At 65.4% G+C, this 23,063-nt stretch carries 17 protein-coding genes; 7 read left to right on the top strand and 10 right to left on the bottom strand.

All coding sequences use genetic code 11. From position 1 onward, the window contains the following. Positions 1 to 14 precede the first annotated feature (14 nt). From ACFQDI_RS20585 to ACFQDI_RS20570, 4 genes are all read right to left on the bottom strand, one after another. Positions 15 to 1,211: an SGNH/GDSL hydrolase family protein gene (locus ACFQDI_RS20585; protein WP_377170406.1), complete on the bottom strand. Its 1,197-nt coding sequence runs from the start codon at positions 1,209 to 1,211 to the stop codon at positions 15 to 17. Positions 1,212 to 1,746: 535 nt separating this feature from the next. Next, positions 1,747 to 2,205, bottom strand: coding sequence for a hypothetical protein (locus ACFQDI_RS20580; protein ID WP_377170404.1), 459 nt, complete (start codon positions 2,203 to 2,205; stop codon positions 1,747 to 1,749). Further along, positions 2,183 to 2,476, bottom strand: a complete 294-nt coding sequence (locus ACFQDI_RS20575) for a hypothetical protein (protein WP_377170402.1) — start codon at positions 2,474 to 2,476, stop codon at positions 2,183 to 2,185. The genes ACFQDI_RS20580 and ACFQDI_RS20575 overlap by 23 nt, the downstream gene beginning before the upstream one ends. 99 nt (positions 2,477 to 2,575) lie before the next feature. Continuing rightward, positions 2,576 to 5,479 (bottom strand): tetratricopeptide repeat protein, encoded by a 2,904-nt coding sequence (locus ACFQDI_RS20570; protein ID WP_377170400.1) that lies wholly within the window; start codon positions 5,477 to 5,479, stop codon positions 2,576 to 2,578. A gap of 642 nt (positions 5,480 to 6,121) precedes the next feature. On the opposite strand from ACFQDI_RS20570, the gene ACFQDI_RS20565 reads away from it, so the two are divergent. The 6 genes from ACFQDI_RS20565 (at position 6,122) to ACFQDI_RS20540 (ending at position 10,540) form a co-directional block, all read left to right on the top strand. Beyond that, positions 6,122 to 6,778: a transposase gene (locus tag ACFQDI_RS20565; protein WP_377170398.1), complete on the top strand. Its 657-nt coding sequence runs from the start codon at positions 6,122 to 6,124 to the stop codon at positions 6,776 to 6,778. Positions 6,779 to 7,687: 909 nt separating this feature from the next. Further along, a complete protein-coding gene (locus ACFQDI_RS20560; protein ID WP_377170396.1) occupies positions 7,688 to 7,921 on the top strand; it encodes a hypothetical protein in 234 nt (77 codons plus the stop codon). A gap of 55 nt (positions 7,922 to 7,976) precedes the next feature. Beyond that, the gene (locus ACFQDI_RS20555) at positions 7,977 to 8,294 is read left to right on the top strand and encodes a hypothetical protein (protein ID WP_377170394.1); all 318 of its coding nucleotides are present in this window, start codon (positions 7,977 to 7,979) and stop codon (positions 8,292 to 8,294) included. Continuing rightward, positions 8,291 to 8,767 (top strand): hypothetical protein, encoded by a 477-nt coding sequence (locus ACFQDI_RS20550; RefSeq protein WP_377170392.1) that lies wholly within the window; start codon positions 8,291 to 8,293, stop codon positions 8,765 to 8,767. Before ACFQDI_RS20555 ends, ACFQDI_RS20550 begins: the two co-directional genes overlap by 4 nt. Beyond that, entirely contained in the window at positions 8,764 to 9,339 is a 576-nt protein-coding gene (locus tag ACFQDI_RS20545; RefSeq protein ID WP_377170390.1) for an RNA polymerase sigma factor, read from the top strand. Before ACFQDI_RS20550 ends, ACFQDI_RS20545 begins: the two co-directional genes overlap by 4 nt. 811 nt (positions 9,340 to 10,150) lie before the next feature. Further along, positions 10,151 to 10,540 carry a hypothetical protein gene (locus tag ACFQDI_RS20540; protein ID WP_377170388.1) on the top strand — a complete coding sequence of 130 codons (390 nt, stop codon included), beginning with the start codon at positions 10,151 to 10,153 and terminating at the stop codon, positions 10,538 to 10,540. 417 nt (positions 10,541 to 10,957) lie between these two features. On the opposite strand, the gene ACFQDI_RS20535 is transcribed toward ACFQDI_RS20540, so the two are convergent. Genes ACFQDI_RS20535 through ACFQDI_RS20525 form a run of 3 tightly spaced genes read right to left on the bottom strand, consistent with a single transcriptional unit; the run spans position 10,958 to position 16,113 of the window. Then, complete coding sequence (locus ACFQDI_RS20535; RefSeq protein WP_377170385.1) at positions 10,958 to 11,137, bottom strand: hypothetical protein; 180 nt, start codon at positions 11,135 to 11,137, stop codon at positions 10,958 to 10,960. Between the two features lie 43 nt (positions 11,138 to 11,180). Further along, positions 11,181 to 11,426, bottom strand: a complete 246-nt coding sequence (locus ACFQDI_RS20530) for a hypothetical protein (protein ID WP_377170383.1) — start codon at positions 11,424 to 11,426, stop codon at positions 11,181 to 11,183. 16 nt (positions 11,427 to 11,442) lie between these two features. Further along, positions 11,443 to 16,113 (bottom strand): hypothetical protein, encoded by a 4,671-nt coding sequence (locus ACFQDI_RS20525; protein WP_377170381.1) that lies wholly within the window; start codon positions 16,111 to 16,113, stop codon positions 11,443 to 11,445. Between the two features lie 329 nt (positions 16,114 to 16,442). Between ACFQDI_RS20525 and ACFQDI_RS20520 the strand changes: the two genes are divergently transcribed. After that, positions 16,443 to 18,437: an acyltransferase family protein gene (locus ACFQDI_RS20520; RefSeq protein WP_377170379.1), complete on the top strand. Its 1,995-nt coding sequence runs from the start codon at positions 16,443 to 16,445 to the stop codon at positions 18,435 to 18,437. Here the strand turns inward: ACFQDI_RS20520 and ACFQDI_RS20515 are convergent. From ACFQDI_RS20515 to ACFQDI_RS20505, 3 genes are read right to left on the bottom strand one after another with little or no spacing between them, the layout of a single operon-like run. Next, positions 18,428 to 18,655, bottom strand: coding sequence for a hypothetical protein (locus tag ACFQDI_RS20515; RefSeq protein ID WP_377170377.1), 228 nt, complete (start codon positions 18,653 to 18,655; stop codon positions 18,428 to 18,430). The genes ACFQDI_RS20520 and ACFQDI_RS20515 overlap by 10 nt on opposite strands. Beyond that, the gene (locus tag ACFQDI_RS20510) at positions 18,652 to 20,928 is read right to left on the bottom strand and encodes a hypothetical protein (RefSeq protein ID WP_377170375.1); all 2,277 of its coding nucleotides are present in this window, start codon (positions 20,926 to 20,928) and stop codon (positions 18,652 to 18,654) included. The genes ACFQDI_RS20515 and ACFQDI_RS20510 overlap by 4 nt, the downstream gene beginning before the upstream one ends. Positions 20,929 to 20,984: 56 nt before the next feature. After that, entirely contained in the window at positions 20,985 to 22,613 is a 1,629-nt protein-coding gene (locus tag ACFQDI_RS20505) for a hypothetical protein (RefSeq protein ID WP_377170373.1), read from the bottom strand. Positions 22,614 to 23,063: the final 450 nt, after the last annotated feature.

Genomic DNA, 23,063 nt, shown 5'->3' with positions numbered 1-23,063 from the left:
TGATCCCCCCCGCCTCACCTCCCCCCATTCAATATCCCCAGCACCTGCGGAATAATCTTCGCGGCAAACACGGCATGCCCGCGGTCATTCGGATGCAGGCCGCCCAGCACGCCGTTTTTCACGGCCAAGGATCGGGCCACGCCGGGGCCGAGGTCGATGAGGGCGAGCTTCTTCTCCGCCGGATGCGTCTGCCGATGCGCGGCCACGGCGTGCTTCAGCTCTTTGGCGTAGTACTGGCCGAAGGGGATGAGGAGGATGATCTGGGCCTCCGGCGCGCTGCGGCGGAGGGCGGCGAGGGCTTGGATGATGCTGGCCTGGGTGTCGCTCGGGTTGGACTTGTGGAGGGCGTCGTTGGTGCCGTAATTGATGAGGATGAGGGCGGGCTCGTGGCCGGGCTGGCCGTCGGCGCTGAGGTGGCCCTGGGAGTCGAGCAGGGAGTGGCGGTTGCCGTCGATCTTGTTCCAGCGGCTGGCGGCGTCGTCATACTGGCCGCCGGTGCCGTGGGTGGAGTTCCTGATCACGTAGTAGCCGGGGACATCGCCGGGCGGGTTGTCGCCGGGATTGATCCAGCCGCTCCAGCCGCAGGCGTTGATGCAGTATTCGTAGCCCTGGGTTTGCAGCGCCTGGCCGAGGAGCTGGGAGTACGGTGAGAGCTCGGTGGCGCCGATGCCTTCGGTGATGCTGTCGCCGATGATCATGGCCCACTTCGCCGCGGGTGCGGCGGGCACGGGGCGGCTTTCGGCATCGAGCTGCAGGCCGGTCACGCGCAGCACATTGAGGCCGCTTTTTCCGGGGCTGCCCCAGCGCTCTTTCTGCTGCGAGGACTGCAGCACGACGCAGAGCTCATGCGGCCCGGCGCGCTGGAGATCCTCGATCACGATTTCATTCGCGCAGGGGATCTTGGATTTCCACACGCCATCGATGCAATACGCGATCTGCGGTCCGTTGAAGCCGGGCGGAAAGGTGGAGGTGTCGAGCAGGAGCCTGGCGGTGGGTTTGGCGTTCGTGGTTTCCCAGGTGACGCGGAAGTACGCACCGGCATTCCAGCTCTGGCGGAAGACTTTGCCGCCGCGCCCCGCATCGCCCGTCCAGTTGCCGGGAGAGAAGACGACAGCGGGGGAATCGACGGAGACGGTGACGGGGTTCGCCGCGTGCAGTGCGGCCAGCGGTGAGAGGAGCAGGGCGGCGGCGAGTATGAAATGGTGCTTCATGGTGGTGGGGTGATTACGCAGCGCGGAGGGGTTTGCATGCGGGCTTTGTGTGCGGAAGGCGGGCAAACGCTGGGTGAGGCGTCGCTTTCGCGGGCTGGACGATGGGCTGAGGACGGATAGCGTTCCATACCCCTCGAAAGCGGCAGCTCCGATGCAGGCCTGCGCCGTGCATCTGCGCGACCGCATTGATTCGCTAAGCTCACCCTACGGGCAGCCTGCGGCTGTCTACCTCCGCTGCGCTTCGGTTCCAAAAGCGCCCCGCCAAGCCGCACCGCCCATATGGACTGCGGTCGCGGAGCGAAGAATGAGCGCAGCTACCGCTTTCCCCGTGCTCGGTGACTCCCGCCTACCAGCACACACCCGAAAGCGGCAGCCGGTGACGCCCTCGCCAGCCCCAGCTCCCACGCCCGCCGTGAACCCCTCGAAAGCGGCAGCTCCGATGCAGGCCTGCGCCGTGCATCTGCGCGACCGCAGTCCAAAAAAGACGCTGCCGCGTGGCTTCGTGCGCCCAAGTTCGAAAGCGCACGATGGGGACTTAGAAAAAATCAGGCGCCTTCTCAGACTGGAAGATGTTGAGGCGGGAGTCGCTGGTGAGGACGATGAGGAGGTGGCGGCCTTTGGCGAGATGGATCTTTTCCGTCTGGGTGATGGCGGGGGCTTTGGCGGAGGTGACGGTGGCTTCGAGGAGGAAGTGTTCGCCGGGCGGCGGGAAGTGGAGGGTGGCGGCGCGCGGGGTGGTCGCGTCAGTCTGGAGCAGGCCGGTGAAGACCATCTGATCATCCAGGCTGAGGGACATGAACTGGCCGCGATACTGATGGCCGAAGTAAATGTGCAGGGGCGCGGGCGTGGGCGGTGGCGGCGGCGCGGTGGGGTGCGTCCTGAGCCAGAAGCTGACGAGCGCGTAGCTGATGAAGAGCACCATCCACACCCTGTGCATGCGCGGTGTGGCGGGCGAGGGTGCGGTGGCGGTGTCAATCACGGGGCTGGGATTCATGGTCGCTGGTGTCGGGTGTTTTTTCGAGGCGCGCTGCGTTGCGTGCCAGGCGGATGAGGAGGAGCATGTTGGCGATGAGGACTGCGACGCCGAGGCCCACGGGCAGGGCTTCCTGCTGCCCCAGCAGGGCGAGCACGACGCACGAGAGAAACTGCGACAGCGTGCAGAGCCCGTGCTGCCCGCCTTTGGCCGCGATGTTTCCTGCGATGATCAGCAGCGGGCAGTACACCACGAGGAAGACGATGAAGGCATGCGGGCTGATGCTGCTCATGTGCATGTGTGGCTGCTTCTTTGCGCGGGGGGGGGCGAGGATCGAGTTCGAGCTGGGGGGCCAATGCCAAATGCCAAATGCCGAAGCACGCGGCGCAGCTCAGTAGCGGTCAAACTCCTCCAGCGGGATCTCCGTGGTGGGGGCGTTGCCCAGGCCGCTGTGGTCTTTTTTCAGCGTCAGCGTCATGATGTCCGCCAGGCGGGTCGTGGTGCCGCCCTCGGTCTGGGTGACGACGGCAAACTTCAGCTCAGAGTCAAAGCGCTTCGCACGGCGCCCGCGCGAAAAGTCCGCCACAGAGCCCAGCCACCCGTAGCCCGTGCAGTACAGAATCTCGTAGGAGCCGTCCGGCACATGGTCAAAGGTGAACTTCTGCACCCCGCGCACGTAAAAGGAGGCCACCAGCCGCTTGCCGGAGATCACCTTGATCAGCGCATCCTCCGGGCGTTCGTTGTTGACGATCAGCGTGCCCTGACCGCCGAGGTCCTTGAGGTGGTCCTTGAGGATGGTGCCGGAGGCCAGGCGCTCATCCGTGGGGCGGTGCTCCAGGCCCTCCTCCGGCTTTTCAGCCGGCGTGCCGGCCGGCGGGGCAGGGGGCATGCCCGGCACCGCAGACGTGGTGCCGGGGACCGCGGGCGGGATCACGATGGGGCCCGCGCCGCTGCTCGCAGGTTTCGCCGCCGGTGCCACCTTCAGCGCGTCTGCCGCCTGCGGCACCATCTGCACCGCCAGCTTTTCCACGGCGGCCACCTGCTCCAGGTCCAGGCCTGCGGCCATCACCCGCAGCAGCTCGGTCGCCTCCGCGTGGCCCTGCACAGCGGCCAGCGTCAGCCAGGCCAGCGACTCCAGCTTGTTTGGCGGCCGGTCCGTCTGGCACAGCAGGGCCAGGCGGTACTGCGCCTCCGCGTGGTTCAGGCATGCCGCCTTGTAAATCCACCGCCGGGCAGCGTCGGCGTCCTTGGGCACGCCGGTGCCCTCCAGCCGGGCGCGGCCCAGCGCCATCATGGCCATGGCATCGCCCATGTCCGCCGCCTTCATGAGCCAGTCGATGGCCTCCGCGTCATTTTGCACCACGCCGTAGCCGTTTGCGTAGCAGAGGCCGATGTTGTAATGCGCCACCGCATGCCCGCGCTCCGCCGCGATGCGGAAGAGCCGCAGCGCCTCCTTCGCATCCCGCGCCACCCCGGTGCCGTTCAGGTAGCAGCTCCCCAGGTTCAGCATCGCCTCCGTGTGGTCCTGGTCCGCCGCCAGGCGGTAGAGGCGCACCGCCTCCGCCTCGTCCTTGGTCACGCCCGCCCCTGCAAAGAGGCAGGTGCCCAGCTCGTACTGCGCCTGCGCATCGCCCTGGTCCGCCGCCTTGCGCAGCCAGCGCACCGACTCCGCGGCGTCCTGGTCCTCGCCGCGGCCCTCCGCCAGGCACAGCGCCAGACTCGTCTGCGCCTCCGCCAGGCCCTGCTCCGCCGCCTTGCGGAACCACTGCACCGCCGCCGTGTCATCCTGCGGCGTGCCCTTGCCCTCCTGGCAGGCCAGCCCCATCTCATGCTGCGCGTAGGCGTAGCCCTGCGCGGCCGCCTTGAGAAACCACTCCACCGCCACAGCGGCATCCTGCGGCACCCCGTCGCCCTTTTGGTACAGGCTGCCCAGGCAGTGCTGCGCGTTTGCCTCGCCCTTTGCCGCCGCCTTGCGCAGCCAGCCCGCCGCCAGCGTGGTGTTCTTTTCCACGCCCTCGCCCGTCAGGTGGCAGCGGCCCATCTCATACTCCGCCTCCTTCAGGCCCTGGTCCGCCGCCAGGCGCATCCAGCGCACCGCCTCCGCAAAGTCCTTCACCACCCCCACGCCCTGCAGGTAAAACTCCCCCAGGTCAAACTGCGCGTCCGCCAGCCCCTGCGCCGCCGCCTTGCGGATCCACGTCAGCGCGGCGATCTCGTCCTTCGCCACCCCCCAGCCCTTCAGGTACGCGCCCCCCAGCGTGTGCTGCGCCAGGCCGTCTCCCTGGTCTGCCGCCTTGCGCAGCCACGTCACCGCCTGCGCCTCGTCCTTCGGCGCCGCCGTGCCAAACAGCAGCCGGCGGCCCAGCACCCGCTGCGCCTCCGCCAGCCCCTGCTCCGCCAGCGCGCGCAGCTGCGGCAGCGGCGTCGCATCGTCCAGCACTGCCGGAGCCGGCGGCACCGGGGCAGGGGAGTCAGGCCCCCCCGTCGCTGGAGTCGCAGCCTCAGGCACCGCCGCTGCCCCCTGCGGGCTCGCCCCCTTCGCCGTTGTCGTTAAAGACGTGCCCGCCCCGCCCCCCGCAGGCGCTGGCTCCCGCAGGAAAAAAAACGCCGCCGCCGCCGCCAGCAGCGCCAGTCCCAGCCCGGCCGCCAGCAGCGCCACCCCGCCCCTCTTTCGCGCCGCAGCCCCCTCAGCCTGCGCCCCCGGCGCAGAGCCAGCCCCCGCCTGCGCCGCCCCCGGGCGCGGGCGCACCGCCCGCGGCAGCGCCTCAGCATCACCACGCCCAGCGCCAGCCCCAGCACCAGCGGCCCCAGCATCACCACCACGTCCAGAATTCCCTCCCGCAGTCGCAGGCGGCACCCACGGCATCAGCGGTGGCGGCGGCGGTTCTGCCCCAGCCGCCTGCTCCTGAGCCTGCGGCAGTGCCGGCTCCTGACGCCCCCGCGCATTTTCAAACGGCCGCTTCGGCCCCGGCAGCGGCGCCGAGGAGGGCGAGTGCCGCGCAAACCTCTCGCGCGGCGGCAGCCCCCCGCGCCCCCCCGCAGCCTCCGGGGAGGAAGCCGCCACCGAGCCCGCCGCCGCCGCGTAGGGAAACTCCCCCTCCGGCAGCGCCAGCAGCGCCGCATGCGCCGCCTTGATCACCGCGCTCTTCGCATTCGCCTTCGCGATCATCTTCGCATCCCCCTCAAACCTCCCCACGCACCACGTCAGCAGCGCCTCCTGGTACGCCTGCGTCAGTTGCGACCGGCTGATCGGGGCGGTTAGATCCAGGATACGCAGAGCTTCAGCAGTCGTCATAGGGGTAAAACCGCAAGAAAAGCAAGAAAAGCCCCCGTGTCAGCCGAGATTTTCCATCATCCCAGCCCGCCCGCTCCTTCCGCAAACCACACCACCAGCAGAGAGCAACACGCCGCCCCTCTGGCGGAGAGGGATCGTCCCGATCCCTCACGCTCCCGCCACACCCACAGCCCCCGCATTCCACACCACCCCATCCGTTACGCCATGCCGCAGACTTTGCGGAGCGTGGTGGGACCAAGATGGTCCCACTCCGCCAGAGCCTCCGCCCTCCGGCGGAGAGGGATCGTCCCGATCCCTCACGCCCTCGCCACACCCACCGCCCCCGCATTCCACATCACCCCTTCCTTTACGCCACACCGCAGACTTTGCGGAGCGTGGTGGGACCAAGATGGTCCCACTCCGCCAGAGCCTCCGACTTCCGGCGGAGAGGGATCGTCCCGATCCCTCACGCTCCCGCCACACCCACTGCCCCCGCATTCCACATCACCCCCACCCCGCACGTTCATGGCGCAAACACACGCGATGTGTGGGGATCAAGATGATCCCCCTCCGTCGCCTCCTGTCCCTCCGAGAACACAAAATCGATTCACGAACTGCCTTTGCGGATGCAAAGGCTCCAGGCAGCGCCAAGCTTAAGCCTGCATGGACACACCCCGGTTTCTCAATCCGCTGAAGGATGTGGTGAAGTCGTCCAATCACCTCCCGCACTGGGAGCAGCCGGGACGCTGCTACTTCATCACCTTTCGCATGGCAGACTCCATCCCTGCGTCCCTCAGGCAGGAGTGGGCGCAGGAGCGGGATCAGTGGCTGGAAACGCACCCCAAACCCCATGGCCCGGAAGAGATTGAAGAGTATCAGCAAAGGTTCACCACTCGCATTGAACGCTGGCTCGATGCAGGCCACGGAACCTGTGTGCTGCGGCGCACAGACTGTCAGCACATCCTGACACTGGCCCTGCAGTTCTTCGAAGCGCAGCGCTATCATCTGCACTCCTGGGTCATCATGCCCAATCACGTGCACGTCCTGCTCTCCCTGGCGGAAGGGGAGCATCTCGGCAAGATCGTCTCGAGCTGGAAAAGCTACACAGCAAAGCAGATGAACGACCTGCTTGGGCTCGCCGGCGCATTCTGGCAGGAAGACTACTTTGACCGGATGGTGAGAGATGACGATCATTTCGTCCGCTGCGTCCGCTACATCAGGCGCAATCCACTCAAAGCCCGGCTCCAGCTAGGTGCATACGCCATGTGGGAAAGCGATCTTTGTCGCCGCTGGGCACCGCCAGCCGCAGGAGCGCCCTAGGCCTCCGCACAAAGAAGCCGACAAACATTCTAAAACCCCCCGCCCTCCGGCGGAGAGGGATCGTCCCGATCCCTAACGCCCTCGCCACACCCACGACCCCCGCGCCAGGTCTGGCTCACCCCATCCGTTACGCCATGCCGCAGACTTTGCGGAGCGTGGTGGGATCAAGATGGTCCCACTCCGCCAGAGCCTCCGCCCTCCGGCGGAGAGGGATCGTCCCGATCCCTCACGCCCCCGCCACAGCCACCGCTCCCGCATTTCACATCACCTCTTCCTTTACGCCATGCCGCAGACTTTGCGGAGCGTGGTGGGATCAAGATGATCCCACTCCTCCAGAGCCTCCGCCCTCCGGCGGAGAGGGATCGTCCCGATCCCTCACGCCCTCGCCACACCCACCGCTCCCACATTCCACACCACCCCTTCCTTTACGCCATGCTGCAGACTTTGCGGAGCGTGGTGGGACCAAGATGGTCCCACTCCGCCAGAGCCTCCGACTTCCGGCGGAGAGGGATCGTCCCGATCCCTAACGCCCTCGCCACACCCACGACCCCCGCGCCAGGTCTGGCTCACCCCATCCGTTACGCCATGCCGCAGACTTTGCGGAGCGTGGTGGGACCAAGATGGTCCCACTCCGCCAGAGCCTCCGCCCTCCGGCGGAGAGGGATCGTCCCGATCCCTCACGCCCACGCCACACCCAGCGCCCCCCGCATTCCACATCACCCCACCGCACCCGCCCCACCCAGCGCCCCCTCATTCAATGTTCAAAGTTCCCCGTCCCCCTCCTCCCCCTAAAAAAAGAAAAATCACCTTTTTTTGAGGGATCCCAAACGCGGCGGGGTAGCACCCCATGAGCACGACCAACCAACCCTGCTCAACCAACCCCAACCCAAACCCAACCGACACCCAACCATGAAAACCACCCTGATCGCGATCCTCGCCGCCACCACGCTCGTCTCCTGCAACGCGCCCTCCGTGCCGAGCCTCACACAGACCTACAATGGCAAGCCCGTGCTCACCCGCGCCAGCCATCCGCAGGGTGGCTCCATGCGCCCCGTGGACGGCGTCTACCTCGGCCGCCGTTACTTCCAGCCCCAGGGCGTCAAAAGCGGCCTCGCCTGGATCGACGTTTACGGCCAGCGTTGATCCCCGCCACCGCCGCGCCATCTTCCCCCCCCCAAAACCCACGCCCGCACCTGCCATGACACCCGACGATCCCGATCCCCTCGACGATCTCCTCCAGCAATGGCAGCTCCCGCAGGCCCAGCCGCCGCCAGACTTCCGTCGCGAGGTCTGGCGGCGCATCTCCGCCACCGCCACCGAGCCCGGCTGGGTCGAAAAGCTCGCCTGGTGGCTCCTCCGCCCCAAGCGCGAGCTCCTCGTCATCGCCACCGTCACCGCCCTCGCCATCCTCTGGGGCATCACCCACCCCCCCCAGCCCGAGTTCACCCCGCATGACGCCTACGTCATGTCCGTCAGCCCGTTTGACCCCCACCACACCAACGGCCGCTACCCATGACACCCGCCGGACGCATCGCCGCCTTCGTGCTCCTCACCGCCGCCGCCGCCGCCGCCGCGCTCTGGGCCACCCGCGAGACCCTACGCCCACGCGAGACCCCCCAGGAAATCGGCCTCCGCTGGCTCAAAGACGAGTACCACCTCGACACCGCCACCTTTGAAAAAGTCAGCGCCCTGCACCGCGACTACTTCCGCCAGTGCGACAACATGTGCCGCCAGATCAACGAAGCCGACCGCCCCCTCCTCTGGCGCGCCCGCCACCAGGCCCGCACCCCCGGCGACTTCGACGCCCAGCTCGCCCGCGACCACCGCGTCTGCGCCGACTGCGAAAAAGCCGCCACCGAGCACCTCCGGCAGGTCGCCGCCCTCATGCCCGCAGCGCAGGGTCGGCGCTTCCTGCAGGACATCCTCCCCGTCATGCAGCAGCAGCGCCGCCAGCACGACCAGAATCTCCCCTCCAGCACCCGCCGATGAGCCCCCCCGCGCGAGACGACCTCGATGCCGAACTCATGCGCCAGCTCGCCGAGGGCGAAGACCTCGCCCTCAACCGCCTCATGGACGCCTGGAGCCCGCCCCTCATCAGCTACCTCACCCGCCACGCCGGCAGCCACGCCACCGCCTGCGACCTCGCCCAGGAGACCTTCGTCCGCGTGCACCGGCACCGCTTTGAGTACCGCGCCGCGCAAAAGTTTTCCACCTGGCTCTTCACCATCGCCACCAATCTCGCCCGCAACCACGCCCGCTGGCGCTCCCGCCACCCCGAGGCCCTCACCGAGCCCCACGCGCTCCACGAAATGCCCCTGGCCAGCACCACCGCCACGCCCGCAGAGCAGGCCGCCGTGAACGAGCGCCTCGCCGCCGTGCAGAAAGCCGTCGGCGAGCTGCCCCAGGACCTCCGCGAAGTGCTCATCCTCTCCGTCTGGCACGGCATGACCCACGCCGAGATCGCCCGCGTGCAGAGCACCTCCGAAAAAGCCGTCGAGCTGCGCCTCTACCGCGCCCGCAAGCTCCTGCGCGAAATGCTCGGCACCGCCCTCAGCGCCTGAAGAAAACACAACAGCCCGGAGAGCCCCGCCCCGCCAAGCCGCGCCTCTCATATGGACTGCGGTCGCGAAGGGAGGAACAGCCTGTCCTCCGTAGCTTTAGCGAAGGGGGAAACGCAGCCACCGCTTTCCAAAAGCGCCCCGCCAAGCCGCGCCTCTCATATGGACTGCGGTCGCGAAGGGAGGAACAGCCTGTCCTCCGTAGCTTTAGCGAAGGGGGAAACGCAGCCACCGCTTTCCAAAAGCGCCCCGCCAAGCCGCGCCTCTCATATGGACTGCGGTCGCGAAGGGAGGAACGACCGCAGCTACCGCTTTGGCCGTGCCCGGTGACTCACGCCTACCAGCACATACCCGAAAGCGGCAGCCAACCAGCCGCCCGCCAGCCCCAGCTCCCACGCCCGCCGTGACCCCCGCGAAAGCGGTAGCTCCGATGCAGGCTTGGAAATAAAATGCCATGCCATAAAATGCCAGGCATGAATGGCACTCAGTTAAGCACGCTCTTCGTGGCATGCAGCGCTAAAAGTAGCACGGGCGATGCCTCGTCACGCCCGCCCTGCGGGCAGCCTGCGGCTGGCTGTCTTCGCTTCGCTACGGTTCCTGCCCGTAAGCGGTGCTCTCTTCACGGGCAGGATTGCCCGTGCCACTGCCCGACTCGTTTCCACAGACCGCCCCACGCTCTCAAGAATGGCTGCTCCCGCAAAACGGCTTCGTTAAACAAAACGGATGCAGGCAACGGCTTGTATGGCATCTGTCGTGTCATCGACGCTTTGCGCTCGCCTTCGCCTGATCCGAAACGTTCGCCCAACTCAACACGATGCTCCCCGAATCCAAGTATCCTGAGATAAGCATCGAGTCACTTGCTGGCTACACTGAGGATGCTCCTGGCAGGAGGTCCTTCCTGTGGTCTTGCTACGGTATCGTTGGGATCGCTGCGGCAGGGTTTGCCGTCATCGTTGTTTCAACGGTTTTCGGAGGGCTTGCCTTGAACTGGACGCGGGGCTTTGCAATGGTTGCCTGCCTGGCCACGATGGTCGGCGGCATCTTCCGGGCTTACCGTTTTATTCCACGCAGCAGGCAGACTGGCAGGCCGATGCATCTCTACCGAAATGCCTCGGCTCCTGCAGGGATTCTGGAGGTTTTATATGTCGATCCAGACAGCCGGACTTACTTCAGACATGTCTATGCAGTTCCACCGACAGACTAGCCAAATGACACCTTTTTCAGAAGGCATGACCAGAAGGCGGCGAACTCACAAGTTAGCTTTGAATCGTGTGCAAAATGCCTGGCATTCAGTTGATTGACCTCGCACTATCCGGCAGAAAATCAAAGCGGCGGGCAATGCGCTGCTGCTGGCGACAGGCGCGTGAATGTCGATGTTGGACACCACCTGGGGCGACTCTGGAGGCATCACCACCAAACCCGCTCAAGCCATTCCGGAGCGGGCGGAGCACTCGCCGGTGAGCTGTCATGACGCGCCATGGTCGATGCCTTCACGGCAGCTCCAGCTCGTTGTCAATCAGTCAGATGCCAGATGCTTACACAAATAATGCCCGGCATCTTTATTTCGGCTTCGACGGAGTTACTCTCTACTTAGGCGGATTAGTGGACTCCGCAGGCGGCACTAGCGCTTCGAGTTCTGGGTTTCCTTGGGCGAGGAGTCGGAGGACTCGTGGCTCGTACTTTCCGCTTCGGACGGCTTCTTCGAAGATTCGGCAAGCTCTTTCAGCTCCCTCTCGCCGAAACCCTTCAGAAATGCTTCCCGATGTGCCTTGATGCGTTCTTCTGTCCAGCCCTTGTCCATGGTGTGTATCATATGAGTATTCGCCTCCGATGTCTGTTCTGAATCACTCAATGATTTTAGCGCGAACAAAACTGCTGTTGGCGTATTGGTCGGGCAAACTGCGGAGAAACGGTATCCCGTCCTGCGGATAATAGATATGTCCGTGATCTCCAACGGCTCCAACTTTTTCGAATCGGCGCTGCTCGCTGGCATCATCGCAAACCGCGCTGCCTTGTTCATCTAGCGTCCAAGTTTCATCAATTTCCCCGTTTTGGTGGTCTCGGAGGTAACTTCGAATTTCGACTTTCATAGTGTTTGAAGGGTGGTCAGTTAGTATCGTTGTAAAGCACGGGAGAGTGGAGGTTGTAATCTTTGGGGAGGTGCTCCTTGATTTCTTCCAAGGTGAAGCTGCCATACTTGCCGCGCTTGAGCAAGGCCTTGGCCCGAGCAAAGAGGCCGTCCAGCGCACCCTCCTGAAGATGAGGGCGGAGAGATTCGCGGATGGTGGCTTCGTTATCGATCAGATGCTGAAGCCGCAACTTGTTGGCCAGGGAGATGTTCTGGCCTTCACGCGGGCCTGGGAATGGTTTTTCAACGACGCCTGGATTGTCGGGGAGCGAGAGGCCGTTGTCCACAAGCGCAACATCCGCCACTTCGTGTTTGTCGTCGATGATTAGCATATAGTTCTTCTTGTGGCGGTCCACATGCATGAGCAGGTCGTCCATGAGTTGCCATTCTTCGGCCAGCTTGTCGGGCAGATTGGCGGGAGCCTGGGTGGCCTCATTGATGAGCAGCTTGTGCTCGCTCTGTTGTGCTTCCTTTCCATTCATCATGCCTTCCTTGAAGACCTGGGCGGAGCCGATGTCTCCGCCGTGCGTTTTGAGTGTGGTCGGTGGAATGATGCTGCTCCCGATGGCTTCGGCGAGTTTCGACGCCGCGACCTCGCGGTGCCCCATGCTGGGAGGGTCGATTCCAGCGCGCATTTTTTTCGGATTCAATCCGGAATTGGGTTTGTAAAAGGCGGATGGGCTGTCAGGAGCCTTGAGGATTTGGGGCTGGTTGGCGCTTGGTGTGGTCACTGGCACCGATTCCGTGTATTGAATGTCCTCCATCTGCTTGCGCGCGGCCTGGGTGCCAGATGTTTTGTCGAATCCTTCCTTCACGGCGGCTTTGGCCTGCGCGATTTCTTCGGGGGTGGGTGGAGGCATGTTATTTGGATCGACCTTGGCGGGTGGGGTGGCTCTTCGGGTTCCGTCCGGCATGACCGTGCCTTCGAGCTTCTCCGTCTCCGCATCCATCGCCGCCTGAGACTGCGCAGCGATGGCGGGGTCGCGTTTTTTGAAGCCTTCCTGGAGGATGAGCTGCGCGGTGTCGGTGTCGCCGCGCCGGGTGGCGTCGATGATCTCTTTGCGGTCGTTTTCCGGGATGCCCAGGCGGCTGAGCGCCGCAGCGTCACTGAGCAGGGCTCTGCCGTTGGCGTAGTCCTTCACGGAGGCAGCGCCGAGGCCGAGGAGTGTCAGCGGCAGCATGCCCACGGCCACATCCGCGCGGCCTTTCCAGAAGTCCTTCTTCTCCTTCTCCCAGTCAAAGCCCGGGAAGTCGAGCTTCAGCGCTTCAATGATGGCCGGCGTGACGATGTCCTGCCCGGCTTCGACGCCGTTTTCCACGCCGTATGAAAGGCCAGCCCTGCCAAGACCGCGCCCGATGACCGCAGCCGTCAGCTTCTGCGGATTGGCGAGGAGCTTGCCAATGTTGAGGCCGCTGAATGCCTTGACGCCCACGTAATCGCCTGCCGTTTGCAGGGCGGCGGAGAGGGTGGCGGCTTTGAGCTTCTCCTCATGGGGGGCGTCCGGGTACTTTAGGCTCAGGTCCTCATACTCTGTCCCTTTGTAGAGGTTGAAGATCACCGGGGCCGCTGCCCCCCGGCTGACAGCCATGAGGCCCATCATGGTGGCGCTCGAGCCCAGGGTCGAAGCAAACAGATTTGGAATGGGGTCAACGGCCGAGCCGAGGGCTTTGATCTCCTGCGCGGTGCGCACCTCTCGTTCGACACGGCTCTTGGCATCTTCAATCAGCCGGGTCTGCTCTGGAGTCAGCGTCATCTCGCGGCCTTCACGGGGGAGGATGCCGGGCCCATCGCCTGCCAGAGAGGCATTGACGGCATGGGTGTGGATCATTTCTGCTTCCACAAACCGGCGTGCATCTTCCGCTGTGCGGATGTCTCCGGCAAAGGTGACGCGCCCAGTGGTCGGCACGGACTTGAGCGCATCCAAGCTGTTGGCATGGCTGTTGCCAGAGAAGCCGCTGTCGAGGAGCCGCCAGCCTGCTTCTCCGGTCTGCTGCCAGAAGGATGATCCGTCCTTGGTCATGCCCGCAGTAAAAAGGCCATGGAGGAGCTGCTTGGCGGCGTCTGCATATCCAGTGCCGCCCTTGGCCGCGCCGTTTACCGCGCCGCGCTTCTGCGCCTCGTTGTGCAGGGCGGCGAGTACGATGCGCCGTTCGTCGTCGGGCAGGTCGATGAGTTTTTCACGTGCGCTGGCCAGCGCTTCCGAATCGCCTTCCCGCGCTTTGCCGGTCATGTCGCGCTCGATGGTGTCAGACAGCGTCTGCATCAGGTCACGATGTTTGGAGAGCACCGCAAACGCTGCGTGGTAGCCTTTGAAGAAGTGCTGCGCATCTTTGCCGGCTCCCGGCCCATCCTGCCGTCTTTGAGTGAGGCCTTTGAGGGAGCCAAGATCATCAAGCGCGGCTTTGAAGCCTGCCTGCCGGGCATTGAGTGCAGTCTCTTCTTCCTGTTTTTCACGTGCCTTCTGCTGCGGTGCGGCCTCTGCTTTGTCGCGCTCGGCATAGGAGCTCACGCCGCCATTGAACTTGCTGTTTAAAAGCTGGCCGTCCTGCACGGAGAGGCGGCCCTCGTTCACCATCTGCGCGATGCCCTCCGGGGAGAGTCCTGCCTGGGTGAGGGCGGCGTCGGCGGTTTTGCGGTCGGTGGCGGAGGTGGTGGCGGCGAGGCCTTTCTGGATGAGGTCGCTCACCTGCGCCTCGCTGAGCGGCGGCTGGCCGCCGGGAATGTAGATGGGGGTGCTGACAGCGGAGCCGCTGGCGGCCAGGGCGGCGGCGGCCTGCGTGAGCCGGCCATCCGCGCCTGTGGCGAGGGCGATGCGGCGGGTTTTGGGCTCCAGCGTGGCAAAGGGCTGGTGCGTGCCGCTGCCGTCTGCGCCCGGGCGTGAGAGGGAGATGCTGCCGTCTGCGCTGCGGGTGGCCCGGACGTTTTCGGGATCGCCGATGCCGAGGGCATTTTGCGCGGTGGCGCGTGCGGCATCTGCCTGGCTGAGCGTGCTCTTGTCCGTCTGCAGCTCGGGGTCCTGCATGAGCATTTCGTGCAGATTCATGCTCTGGCCCTCGGGCGGCTGGGCGCTGCCAAAGGCATTCTCTGCGGCGGCAAGGAGGCGCCGGGTGTGCGGGGGCACGAGCGCGCGGCGCATGGCCTCGGCGCTGGCGGGGTCTTTTTTCTCCACTGCGGCGATGAGGCGGAGGCTGGTGGCGCGGGGATCTCCTAGCGCGGAGCGGGCGTCCTTCAGCCACGGGGCGTCGTGCGGGCTGGCGGCGGCGCCGCGCTGGTAGTGGCCGATCTCGGCGTGGCGGGCGCGCTGCTCATGGGCGAGGGCGCTGTAGTGGGCCTCGTGCTGCTGCTGGAGGGACTGCAGCTCCTGGGTGCGCTGCCTCACCGCGTCTTCGGCGTGGATGACCTCCGGCTGGGCGCTGATGCGCCGGGTCACGGAGTCGGGGCCCGTGTTTTTAAAGGGTGCGGCCACGGCCAGACGGGCGGCGTCCAGGCGCTGCTGCGCGGCGGCGGCCTGCGCCTGCTTTTCCTGGATCTGCGCGGCGAGCGCCGCGCCCTGGGCGAGCTTTTCATCGAGCGACTTGTCGGCGGCCTCGACGCGCAGTTTTCCGCCGTTGTCAGCCATGGTGCGCGCGTCATTCCCCAGCTCGCGCCGGGTGCCGTCTGCGGCGGTGGCGTAGCGTTTGCCGGCTTGGTCCACCTGGAAGATGGGCGCCCGGCCGTCTTCGGGCACACGGACGGGCCTGCCGCCTACCATGAAGTGGTATTCCGCCTTGCCATCGGGCCCGGCGACGCGGGTGATCTCCTTCAGAGGAACGGGGTGATGCCTGCCGTGGTCGTCGCGGTAGGGAACGGTGACGCCTTTTGCGGGATCGTCGCGATAGGGGACGGCGGGGGCTTTGGCCGGGGAGGCGGCGTCCGGGATGGTGACAAAGCCTTCATGGTGCAGCAGGCCGCCTTGGCCATCCGGGTGGGGGATGAGCCTGCCGTCTTTGATAACAGCGCCGTGCTTCTGTGCATCCGCAAGCTGGCGCACCAGTGCCGCTGCCCCGCGATTGGGCGGCACAGGCTGAGCGGGTGGTGGGGCAGGAGCAGGAGCAGGAGCAGGAGCAGGAGCAGGAGCAGGTGCGGGTGCGGGTGCGGGTGCGGGCGTCGGCTGCGCGGGCTGCGCCGACTGTGCCGACTGTGCGGGCTGTGCCGACTGTGCCGACTGTGCCGACTGCGCAGGCTGTGCGGGCTGTGCGGGCTGTGCGGGCTGTGCGGGCTGTGCCGACTGCGCCGACTGCGCCGACTGTGCGGGCACCGGCTTCTGCGGAGGCAGGGGGCCGCCCTGGGGCGGTGTGAGCGGCGGCTGCAAAGGCTGCCCCATGGCGGGCTGGACGGCGAGTGGTGAGAGCGGTGCAGCGGTCTTGGCGCGCTCCGAGGGCGGGAGCATGGGCGAGAGCCAGCGCGAGAAGGCCAAGGCTGTCTGCGGCCGGGTCTCTGCTGTGGGCCCCTCCGGCGGCCGGTAGGGAATGCGCAGGGTGGGCTGCTGAGGCTGCTGAGGCTGCTGAGGCTGCTGAGGCGGGGCACCAGCGGCGCGCTGCTTTTGGAGCCGTTCGTCTTCGTCGGCGCCGGGATGGAGGAGGTCTGAAAGCTGGAAGGAAAAGGGCATGAGAGGGGCTTGGCCGCAGGGCGGCGGTGGCACCTTCCGTGTTCTTCACAGCGTCCGGTTGTATCAGGGGGAGGGGCGTGTCAGCGCCCTCAAAACAGATTGGGCCACCATTTTAGAAAGCAACACAAAAAACCAAGAAGAGAAAGAAACTGGTAGCCCATGGTATGCCTGGGGCGCGTGCAAATGCGCGCGCCCGGCGGCCGGGCAGGGGAGGCCGCGCCCCGCCGCCACCCCCCGCCGCCGGGGCGGGCCGCCCGCAGAGCCCGTAAAAAAAGACGTGCGCACCCCCGGCAGGAATGCAACGGCATGCCCAGCCGCCCCCACGCCCCATGCCGCCCCCCCTCCCCAGCACCGAACTCCCGCCGCAGCATTACCGGCCGGACATCGACGGGCTCCGGGCGCTGGCCGTGCTCCCCGTCATCCTCTGCCACGCCGGGCTCGGCTGCCCCGGAGGCTTTGTCGGGGTCGATGTCTTCTTTGTCATCTCCGGCTACGTCATCACCTCCCTCATCCTCCGGGAGCACGCCGCAGGCGCCTTCAGCCTCCGCCGTTTCTGGGAGCGCCGCATCCGGCGCATCATGCCCGCCCTCACCCTCGTGGTGTCGCTCGTGCTGGCCGCAGGCTGGCGCTGGTACCTGCCGGAAGACTTCATCTACATGGCCAAGTCCGTCCTCGCGCAGACCCTCATGGCCGCCAATTTCTTCTTCTGGCGCGGCGGCATCGAGTACTTTGAGATGAGCTCGGACGCGCAGGCCCTGCTGCACACCTGGTCCCTCGCGGTGGAGGAGCAGTTCTACCTCGTCTTTCCCCTCCTGCTCACCTGGCTGCTCCGCACCCGCCCCACCCGCTGGCGGCGCTGGCTCCTCGGCCTCGCCGTCGTCTCGCTGGGCCTCAGCGTGCTGGCCACGCACTCCGCGCCCCACTTTCGCGCCGCCTTTTACCTGCTGCCCTCGCGTGCGTGGGAGCTCCTGCTCGGCGCCCTGCTCGCCGGCAGCGGCGGCCGCCTCTCCGCCGGCGGGCCCCGCCGCGCAGTCAGCGGCCTCGCCGGGCTCGCCCTCATCGCCTGGCCCGTGATTGCCTACACGGAGCACACACGCTTTCCCGGGCTGGCCGCGCTGCCGCCCTGCCTCGGTGCCGCCCTCATCATCGCCTCCGGCGCAGGGGGTCCCACGCCCGTCGGGCGGCTGCTCGCGTGGCGGCCGCTCGTCCTCATCGGCCTCGTCTCCTACCCGCTCTATCTCTGGCACTGGCCCCTGCTGGCCCTGGCCCGCTACCTGCACACCCAGCCCGCCCCGCTCGGCGTCCCCGTGCGCCTCGGCCTGCTGCTCGCCGCCTTTGGGCTCGCCGTGCTCACGTGGAAATGCATCGAGACACCCCTGCGCCAGCGCCGCGTGCTGCGCAGCCCGCGCCGCCTCTTCCTCGCCGCCGGCCTCGCCAGCGCCCTGCTCTTTCTCCTCGCAGCCCTCGTTTACCTCCGCAAAGGCATGCCCGGGCGCTACCCCCCGCGCGTGCTCGCCCTCTCCGCCGCACGCGCCAGCCGCGCCTTTCAGGAGCAGGTCGATCTCCCCCGGGCCCGCGCTGGCCGGTACATCGAGCTGGGCCCCTATGCCAGCAGCAGCAGCGGCGTCACCCCCGGCGGCGGCGGCAGCACGCCCGCCCCGGGCCCCGGCGGCAGCATGCCCGTGCGCCTCCTGCTCTGGGGAGACAGCCACGCCAAAGCCCTCGCCCCCGCCCTGCACACCCTCTGCCAGCAGCACCGCCAGCGCGGCCTCCTCTCCGCCTACGGCGGCACCGCGCCAGTGCTCGGCTACGTCCCCCCCAATCTCAAATCCCTCCATCAGGACGCGCCCGAGACCGCCCGCCACATCGTCGCCTACGCCGCCGCACAGCGCATCCCGCACATCATCCTCGCCGCCCGCTGGGAGGTCTATCCCCCCACCGCCGAGTTCAAAGCCGCGCTCGTCAGCACCGTGCGCACCCTGCAGGCCGGCGGCGCGCGCGTCTACCTCGTCAGAGACGTGCCCGCACCCGGGTTTGAGGTGCCCCGCGTCGTCGCCCTCCGCACCCTGCACGGTGAGAGCCTCGACACCCTCGGCACCACCCCCGCGCAGCACCTCCGCGCCGAGGCTCCCCTGCAGTCCACCTTTGACGAGATCGCCCGCATGGGCGCCACCCTGCTCGATCCCGCCCCCGCCTTCCTCACCCCCCACGGCACCTGCCGCGTCGTCCAAGGCGAAAAAGTCCTCTACTTTGACACCAACCACCTCACCGTGGAAGGCGCCGCCCTCCTCACCCCCCTCTTTCAGCCGCTCTTTCAGGAATGAAACCCCGTGCCATTTCCTGAAAGGATCTGGTAGCCCGCCACCGTCGCATCCTTCATGCCCCCGGCCGGAACGGGCATCATCCTGATCCCCGCACCCAGCGCCTGCTGCTGCTCCGGGCTCAGAGGGGCTTTCTGGGCCTTGAGCTTGTCGGCGGTATTCCGTGCCTCGAACGCTTCTTCGAAAGTGGCAGGTATCCTTGACTCTCTGGGGGTATTCAAGTGCGTGCGGCTCCCGGCTGGGCGTCGGCCTGACTGGTGGAAGATGGGCGCAGCGCGGCTTTGCGCGAATGGCGCAGCAGCTCGTGCAGGTGGGTGTCCAGATGGCTTTCGGGGGTGTCCTTCAAGTGGTTGCTCACTTTTCGGAGCTGGGCCTTGAAGGCCTCCCACATGTCGCGCAGCAGGCCGGGCTGCTTGAGCAGGTGCGGGGATTTTTCCGCCTGCCGGGCAAACCATTCGTGGGCGAGCGCATTGCGGTCTCCTGCCAGATGCTGGTATCCAGGCTCATCGGCGATGGCGTCCAGTTCCTGCGGTTTGATGCGCTGGGTCAGGCCCGCCCAATGCTTCTGCGCCTTGCTGTCCTGAGAGCCCAGCAGGGCCTGCAGGCCGTCATGACCCACGCGCTCGTGGAGGATGACGCGGGTGAGGGCGTCGTGAGGGGTTTCGCCATGGCGCAGCTCCACATTGCCCGCGATGACGACGTTGTGACCGGTCTTGGGATCGTGGAAGCCTTCGGCGGAGTGGAGCTTGTCGAGGTCCTCCTTGGAAAGCGGATGCTCCTTGGCGTAGTCGGAGTTGAGGAGGTCTTCGACGCTGTGGAAGACGTGGGTCTTGTCGTTGAGCAAGCCGGGCACACGCTGGTTGAGCATGCCCGCCGTCTGCGCCGTTTGCTGCGCTAGCTGTCTTGGATCGGAGCCGAAGTGGCTGGCGAGTTTTCGGCCGCTGCCTCCGCCTCGGCTGCCTTCATCCAATCCACTATTTTCTGATGCCCCGGGCTGCGAGTAAAAGAGTTTTTGGCCCGCTTCGAGTATTCTGAATAATTTTGAGCCATGTACATCAGCTTCTCCTCGTCCTCGTCCACCAAGTTCCTCAGTCCCCAGATTTGGGACGCTATCGCCCCCAGAGGCATTTCCGAGAAGCGCCTGTCGTGCAATAAGGGCCCGAGAAAGTGTCGTCGGACCAACTCCGCTTCCTCCGGGGTCCAGTCCTGATACGATTTGTTTAAAATCTCTTTCGGATAGCCTGCGCCCGGTAGGTACATGGGTGACCGTATCATCTTCAGGGTTCCATTTCAAGTCTTGGAGCTGCACGTGGCCAAGAGGACCAGGCTCTGGAAATGGCTTGCTGTTCTTGGGGGCAAACCGCTTCATTACTTGGACATACCCCGGCCAGTCACGCATCTTTTTCTCCACCTCGTTCATCTCCGCGAGAGCGAGTTGGTTGATGTTATGCTCATAAGTGGCAGTGTCCTCGGGGCCTTGCTGCTGTCGCCAGCCTGGGATGGTGGCGTTAAGGGAAGGAGCATTTTCTACGCTGGAAGGAGTGAGGTGCTCCGTGGTGCCATGACGCATGGCATTGGAAAGCATCTGGCTGATGCGACGAAAACTCGCTATTGGCTTCACCCCATTCGGATCTTCGACAAACTTCAGCCCATTGTTGTGGGCATAAGTCATGGCCGCTTGATAGACGAGGTCTCCGCCTTCCACCGCCTGGCCATCGGGACTGCGCATCTGGGAAGTGTCTACCCACACCTTGCCATTTGTGCCATGAAGCAGGAAGGCATGGCCACCAGCTTTCAAGTCGATGCGATAGATCTTTTTTGTTGGCACATCGCCAAAATCTTCATGCTCACGCACATGGCTCAACTCTTCAGGCAGCGCGTATTCCTTGGCAATTTCCCCGAAGTCCTTGCTCTGGCTGGCTTTGCCACGGCGGAAGCGGCCTTCGTCGCCAGCGAGGTTTTGCATCACCTGTCCGGCGGTTTTCTTCTCTGAGCTTCCTTGCTCTGAACTGCCCTGGCTGAACTGCAGTCGTGGGCCTTCGGCGCTGCTCTGCGGCTGCGGAGCGCCTGGCGTTGCGGGCGCGCCCGGTGTCGGTTTCCCGGCTTCGGCAGCGTTTGCTGGCGTGGCGGTGGTGCCTGCCGGTGCCAGGCGTGACAGTGTGGCCTGCGCATTCTTCAGCGCCTCGGCTTCGGTGGGGTGGAGGGTGAGGCCGCGTTTTTCAATGGCGGCTTGCTTTCTGAGGAGATTGTACTCGATGGTGCTGGCGACGGTGTGCTCGGCGGCTGCCAGTTCCTTCTGCTGGTCCGGGCTGAGCGGGCTTGGCTGAGACTTGAGCTTTTTGATGGTGTTTTGAGCGGCGCCGAATGTCGCAAGGTCGGGCGCCCGTTTAGTGGTAGTCTCTGGTATTGGGTGCTGTGATGAAGGCGGGGCTGGCTGGCCGGGTGCAGCCCCTTGCTGCTGGGGCCGGGCGGTGTCCATGGGGGGGAGGGGCATGCTGCCATTCTCAAGGGCGGCGCGTTCTTCGAAGGTCTGGCCGTCGGAGGGCGGGGCTAGCGCGAAGAAACAGGTCTCAAAGCCGCCCTCCGCGAATGGCGCAGCAGCTCGTGCAGGTGGGTGTCCAGATGGCTTTCGTCCGTGTCCTTCCAGTTGTTGCTCATTTTCCTGAGCTGGGCTTTGAAGGCCTCCCACATGTCACGTAGCAGGCCGGGCTGCTGGAGCAGGTGCGGGGATTTTTCCGCCTGCCGGGCGAACCATTCGTGGGCCAGCGCATTGCGGTCTCCTGCCAGATGCTGGTATCCAGGCTCATGGGCGATAGCGTCCAGCTCCTGCGGTTTGATGCGCTGGGTCAGGCCCGCCCAATGCTTCTGCGCCTTGCTGTCCTGCGAGCCCAGCAGGGCCTGCAAACCATCGTGCCCCACGCGCTCGTGGAGGATGACGCGGGTGAGGGCATCGTGCGGGGTTTCGCCGGGGCGCAGCTCCACATTGCCCGCGATGACGACGTTGTGACCGGTCTTGGGATCGTGGAAGCCTTCGGCGGAGGGGAGCTTTTCGAGGTCCTCCTTGGAAAGCGGATGCTCCTTGGCGTAGTCGGAGTTTAAGAAGTCTTCGGTGCTGTGGAAGACGTGGGTTCTGTCGTTGAGGAGTCCGGGGACCTGGGTTTTAAGGTGGTCGGATACGTTGGCAACGGCGGTGGCGAGCCCACCGGGCCGTTCGGATACGGCGTCACCCAGTCGCCGCGTCGGAACGCCTCCAGCGCCGCCCGATGGTCGGCTATAGTAAAGACCCCGTGCCAGGCGCACCATGTCCCGGTCAGCCGCCCCAGTTCCCTGCCCTCCGGGGTCTCCTCCCGCATCGTCATGTAGAGGCTGAATGCTCCCATCGGATCTGCGTCCTTGTAGCGTGGATCCGGTGACAAGGGCCCTAAGAAGTGTTGTCTTGCCGACTCCACTATCTCCGGGTTCAAATCGGTCCACGAGAGATTTAAGAGCTCCTTCTGTAAGGGGGGTCCCGGTATGGCCATTGATGATGGTGTGTGAGTCGGGGTCGTATGTCAAATGACTGAGGTCGATGCCGCGTGCCTTGGCCTCAGCCATGACGTCGGCATGCTCACGACGCAGCATGAGGGCGAGGTTGTGTTCGTCGTCGCCAGGCTTCCAGCCGGGCAGCTCGACTTTGGTGACGGGCGTCTCGTTCGCAATGATCTGATCGCCGGTTTGGGCCCCCTTAAAGGTGGCGTCTCCATCAAAGTGTTTTGTGCTGCCTCCATGCCGCAGCACGGAGGAGATCATCTGGCTGATACGACGATTTTGTGCCACGGGCTTGACCGATGTATCCGGCAGGAATGTATAACCATGCTGCTGCGCGAAAGTAGAGGCCATTTGATAGACATTGGTCCCGCCGCCGCGCTTGGTGGTGTTGCTGTCGAGATTGGCGCTGTTGAGGCGCAGCGTTTTATTGTCATGGTCCAGTGTGGCGACAGCCTCTCCGTTGGGCGTCTCGATGCGGAAGGCGCGGTCGGTAGGGCCTGCCCTGCTGACTTTGAGTTCCATTCCATCTTGCGAGTAGCTTTGGGCCAGTGTGTTGAGAGCATCGTCGGTGCCCATCTTGGAAGTGTCCGGCTTGCTCTTGCCGAGCTGGAAGGCGTCTTCCTCCTGAGACAGGAGCCGGTGGGCGTCCACGATGTCGCTGTCTGCGATGGGTTTGGGATTTGCACCGCCCTGGCTGAACTGCAGGCGTGGGCCTTCGGTGCTGTCCGATGCCTGGGGTGCGCCCGGTGTCGCGGTCCTGGCTTCGGCACCGTTTGAAGGCTGGGCGTTGGTGCCTGCCGGTGCCAGGCGTGCCAGTGTGGCCTGCGCATTCTTCAGCGCCTCGGCTTCGGTGGGGTGGAGGGTGAGGCCGCGTTTTTCAATGGCGGCTTGCTTTCTGAGGAGATTGTACTCGATGGTGCTGGCGACGGTGTGCTCGGCGGCTGCCAGTTCCTTCTGCTGGTCCGGGCTGAGCGGGCTTGGCTGAGACTTGAGCTTTTTGATGGTGTTTTGAGCGGCGCCGAATGTCGCAAGGTCGGACGCCCGTTTAGTGGTAGTCTCTGGTATTGGGTGCTGTGATGAAGGCTATCGGCTGAAAATGAA

It is taken from the genome of Prosthecobacter fluviatilis, assembly GCF_042655725.1.
Classification (GTDB): Bacteria; Verrucomicrobiota; Verrucomicrobiia; order Verrucomicrobiales; family Verrucomicrobiaceae; genus Prosthecobacter; species Prosthecobacter fluviatilis.
The sequence above is the reverse complement of the archived record's forward strand: the minus strand, read 5'-3'. Positions and strand labels throughout refer to the sequence as shown.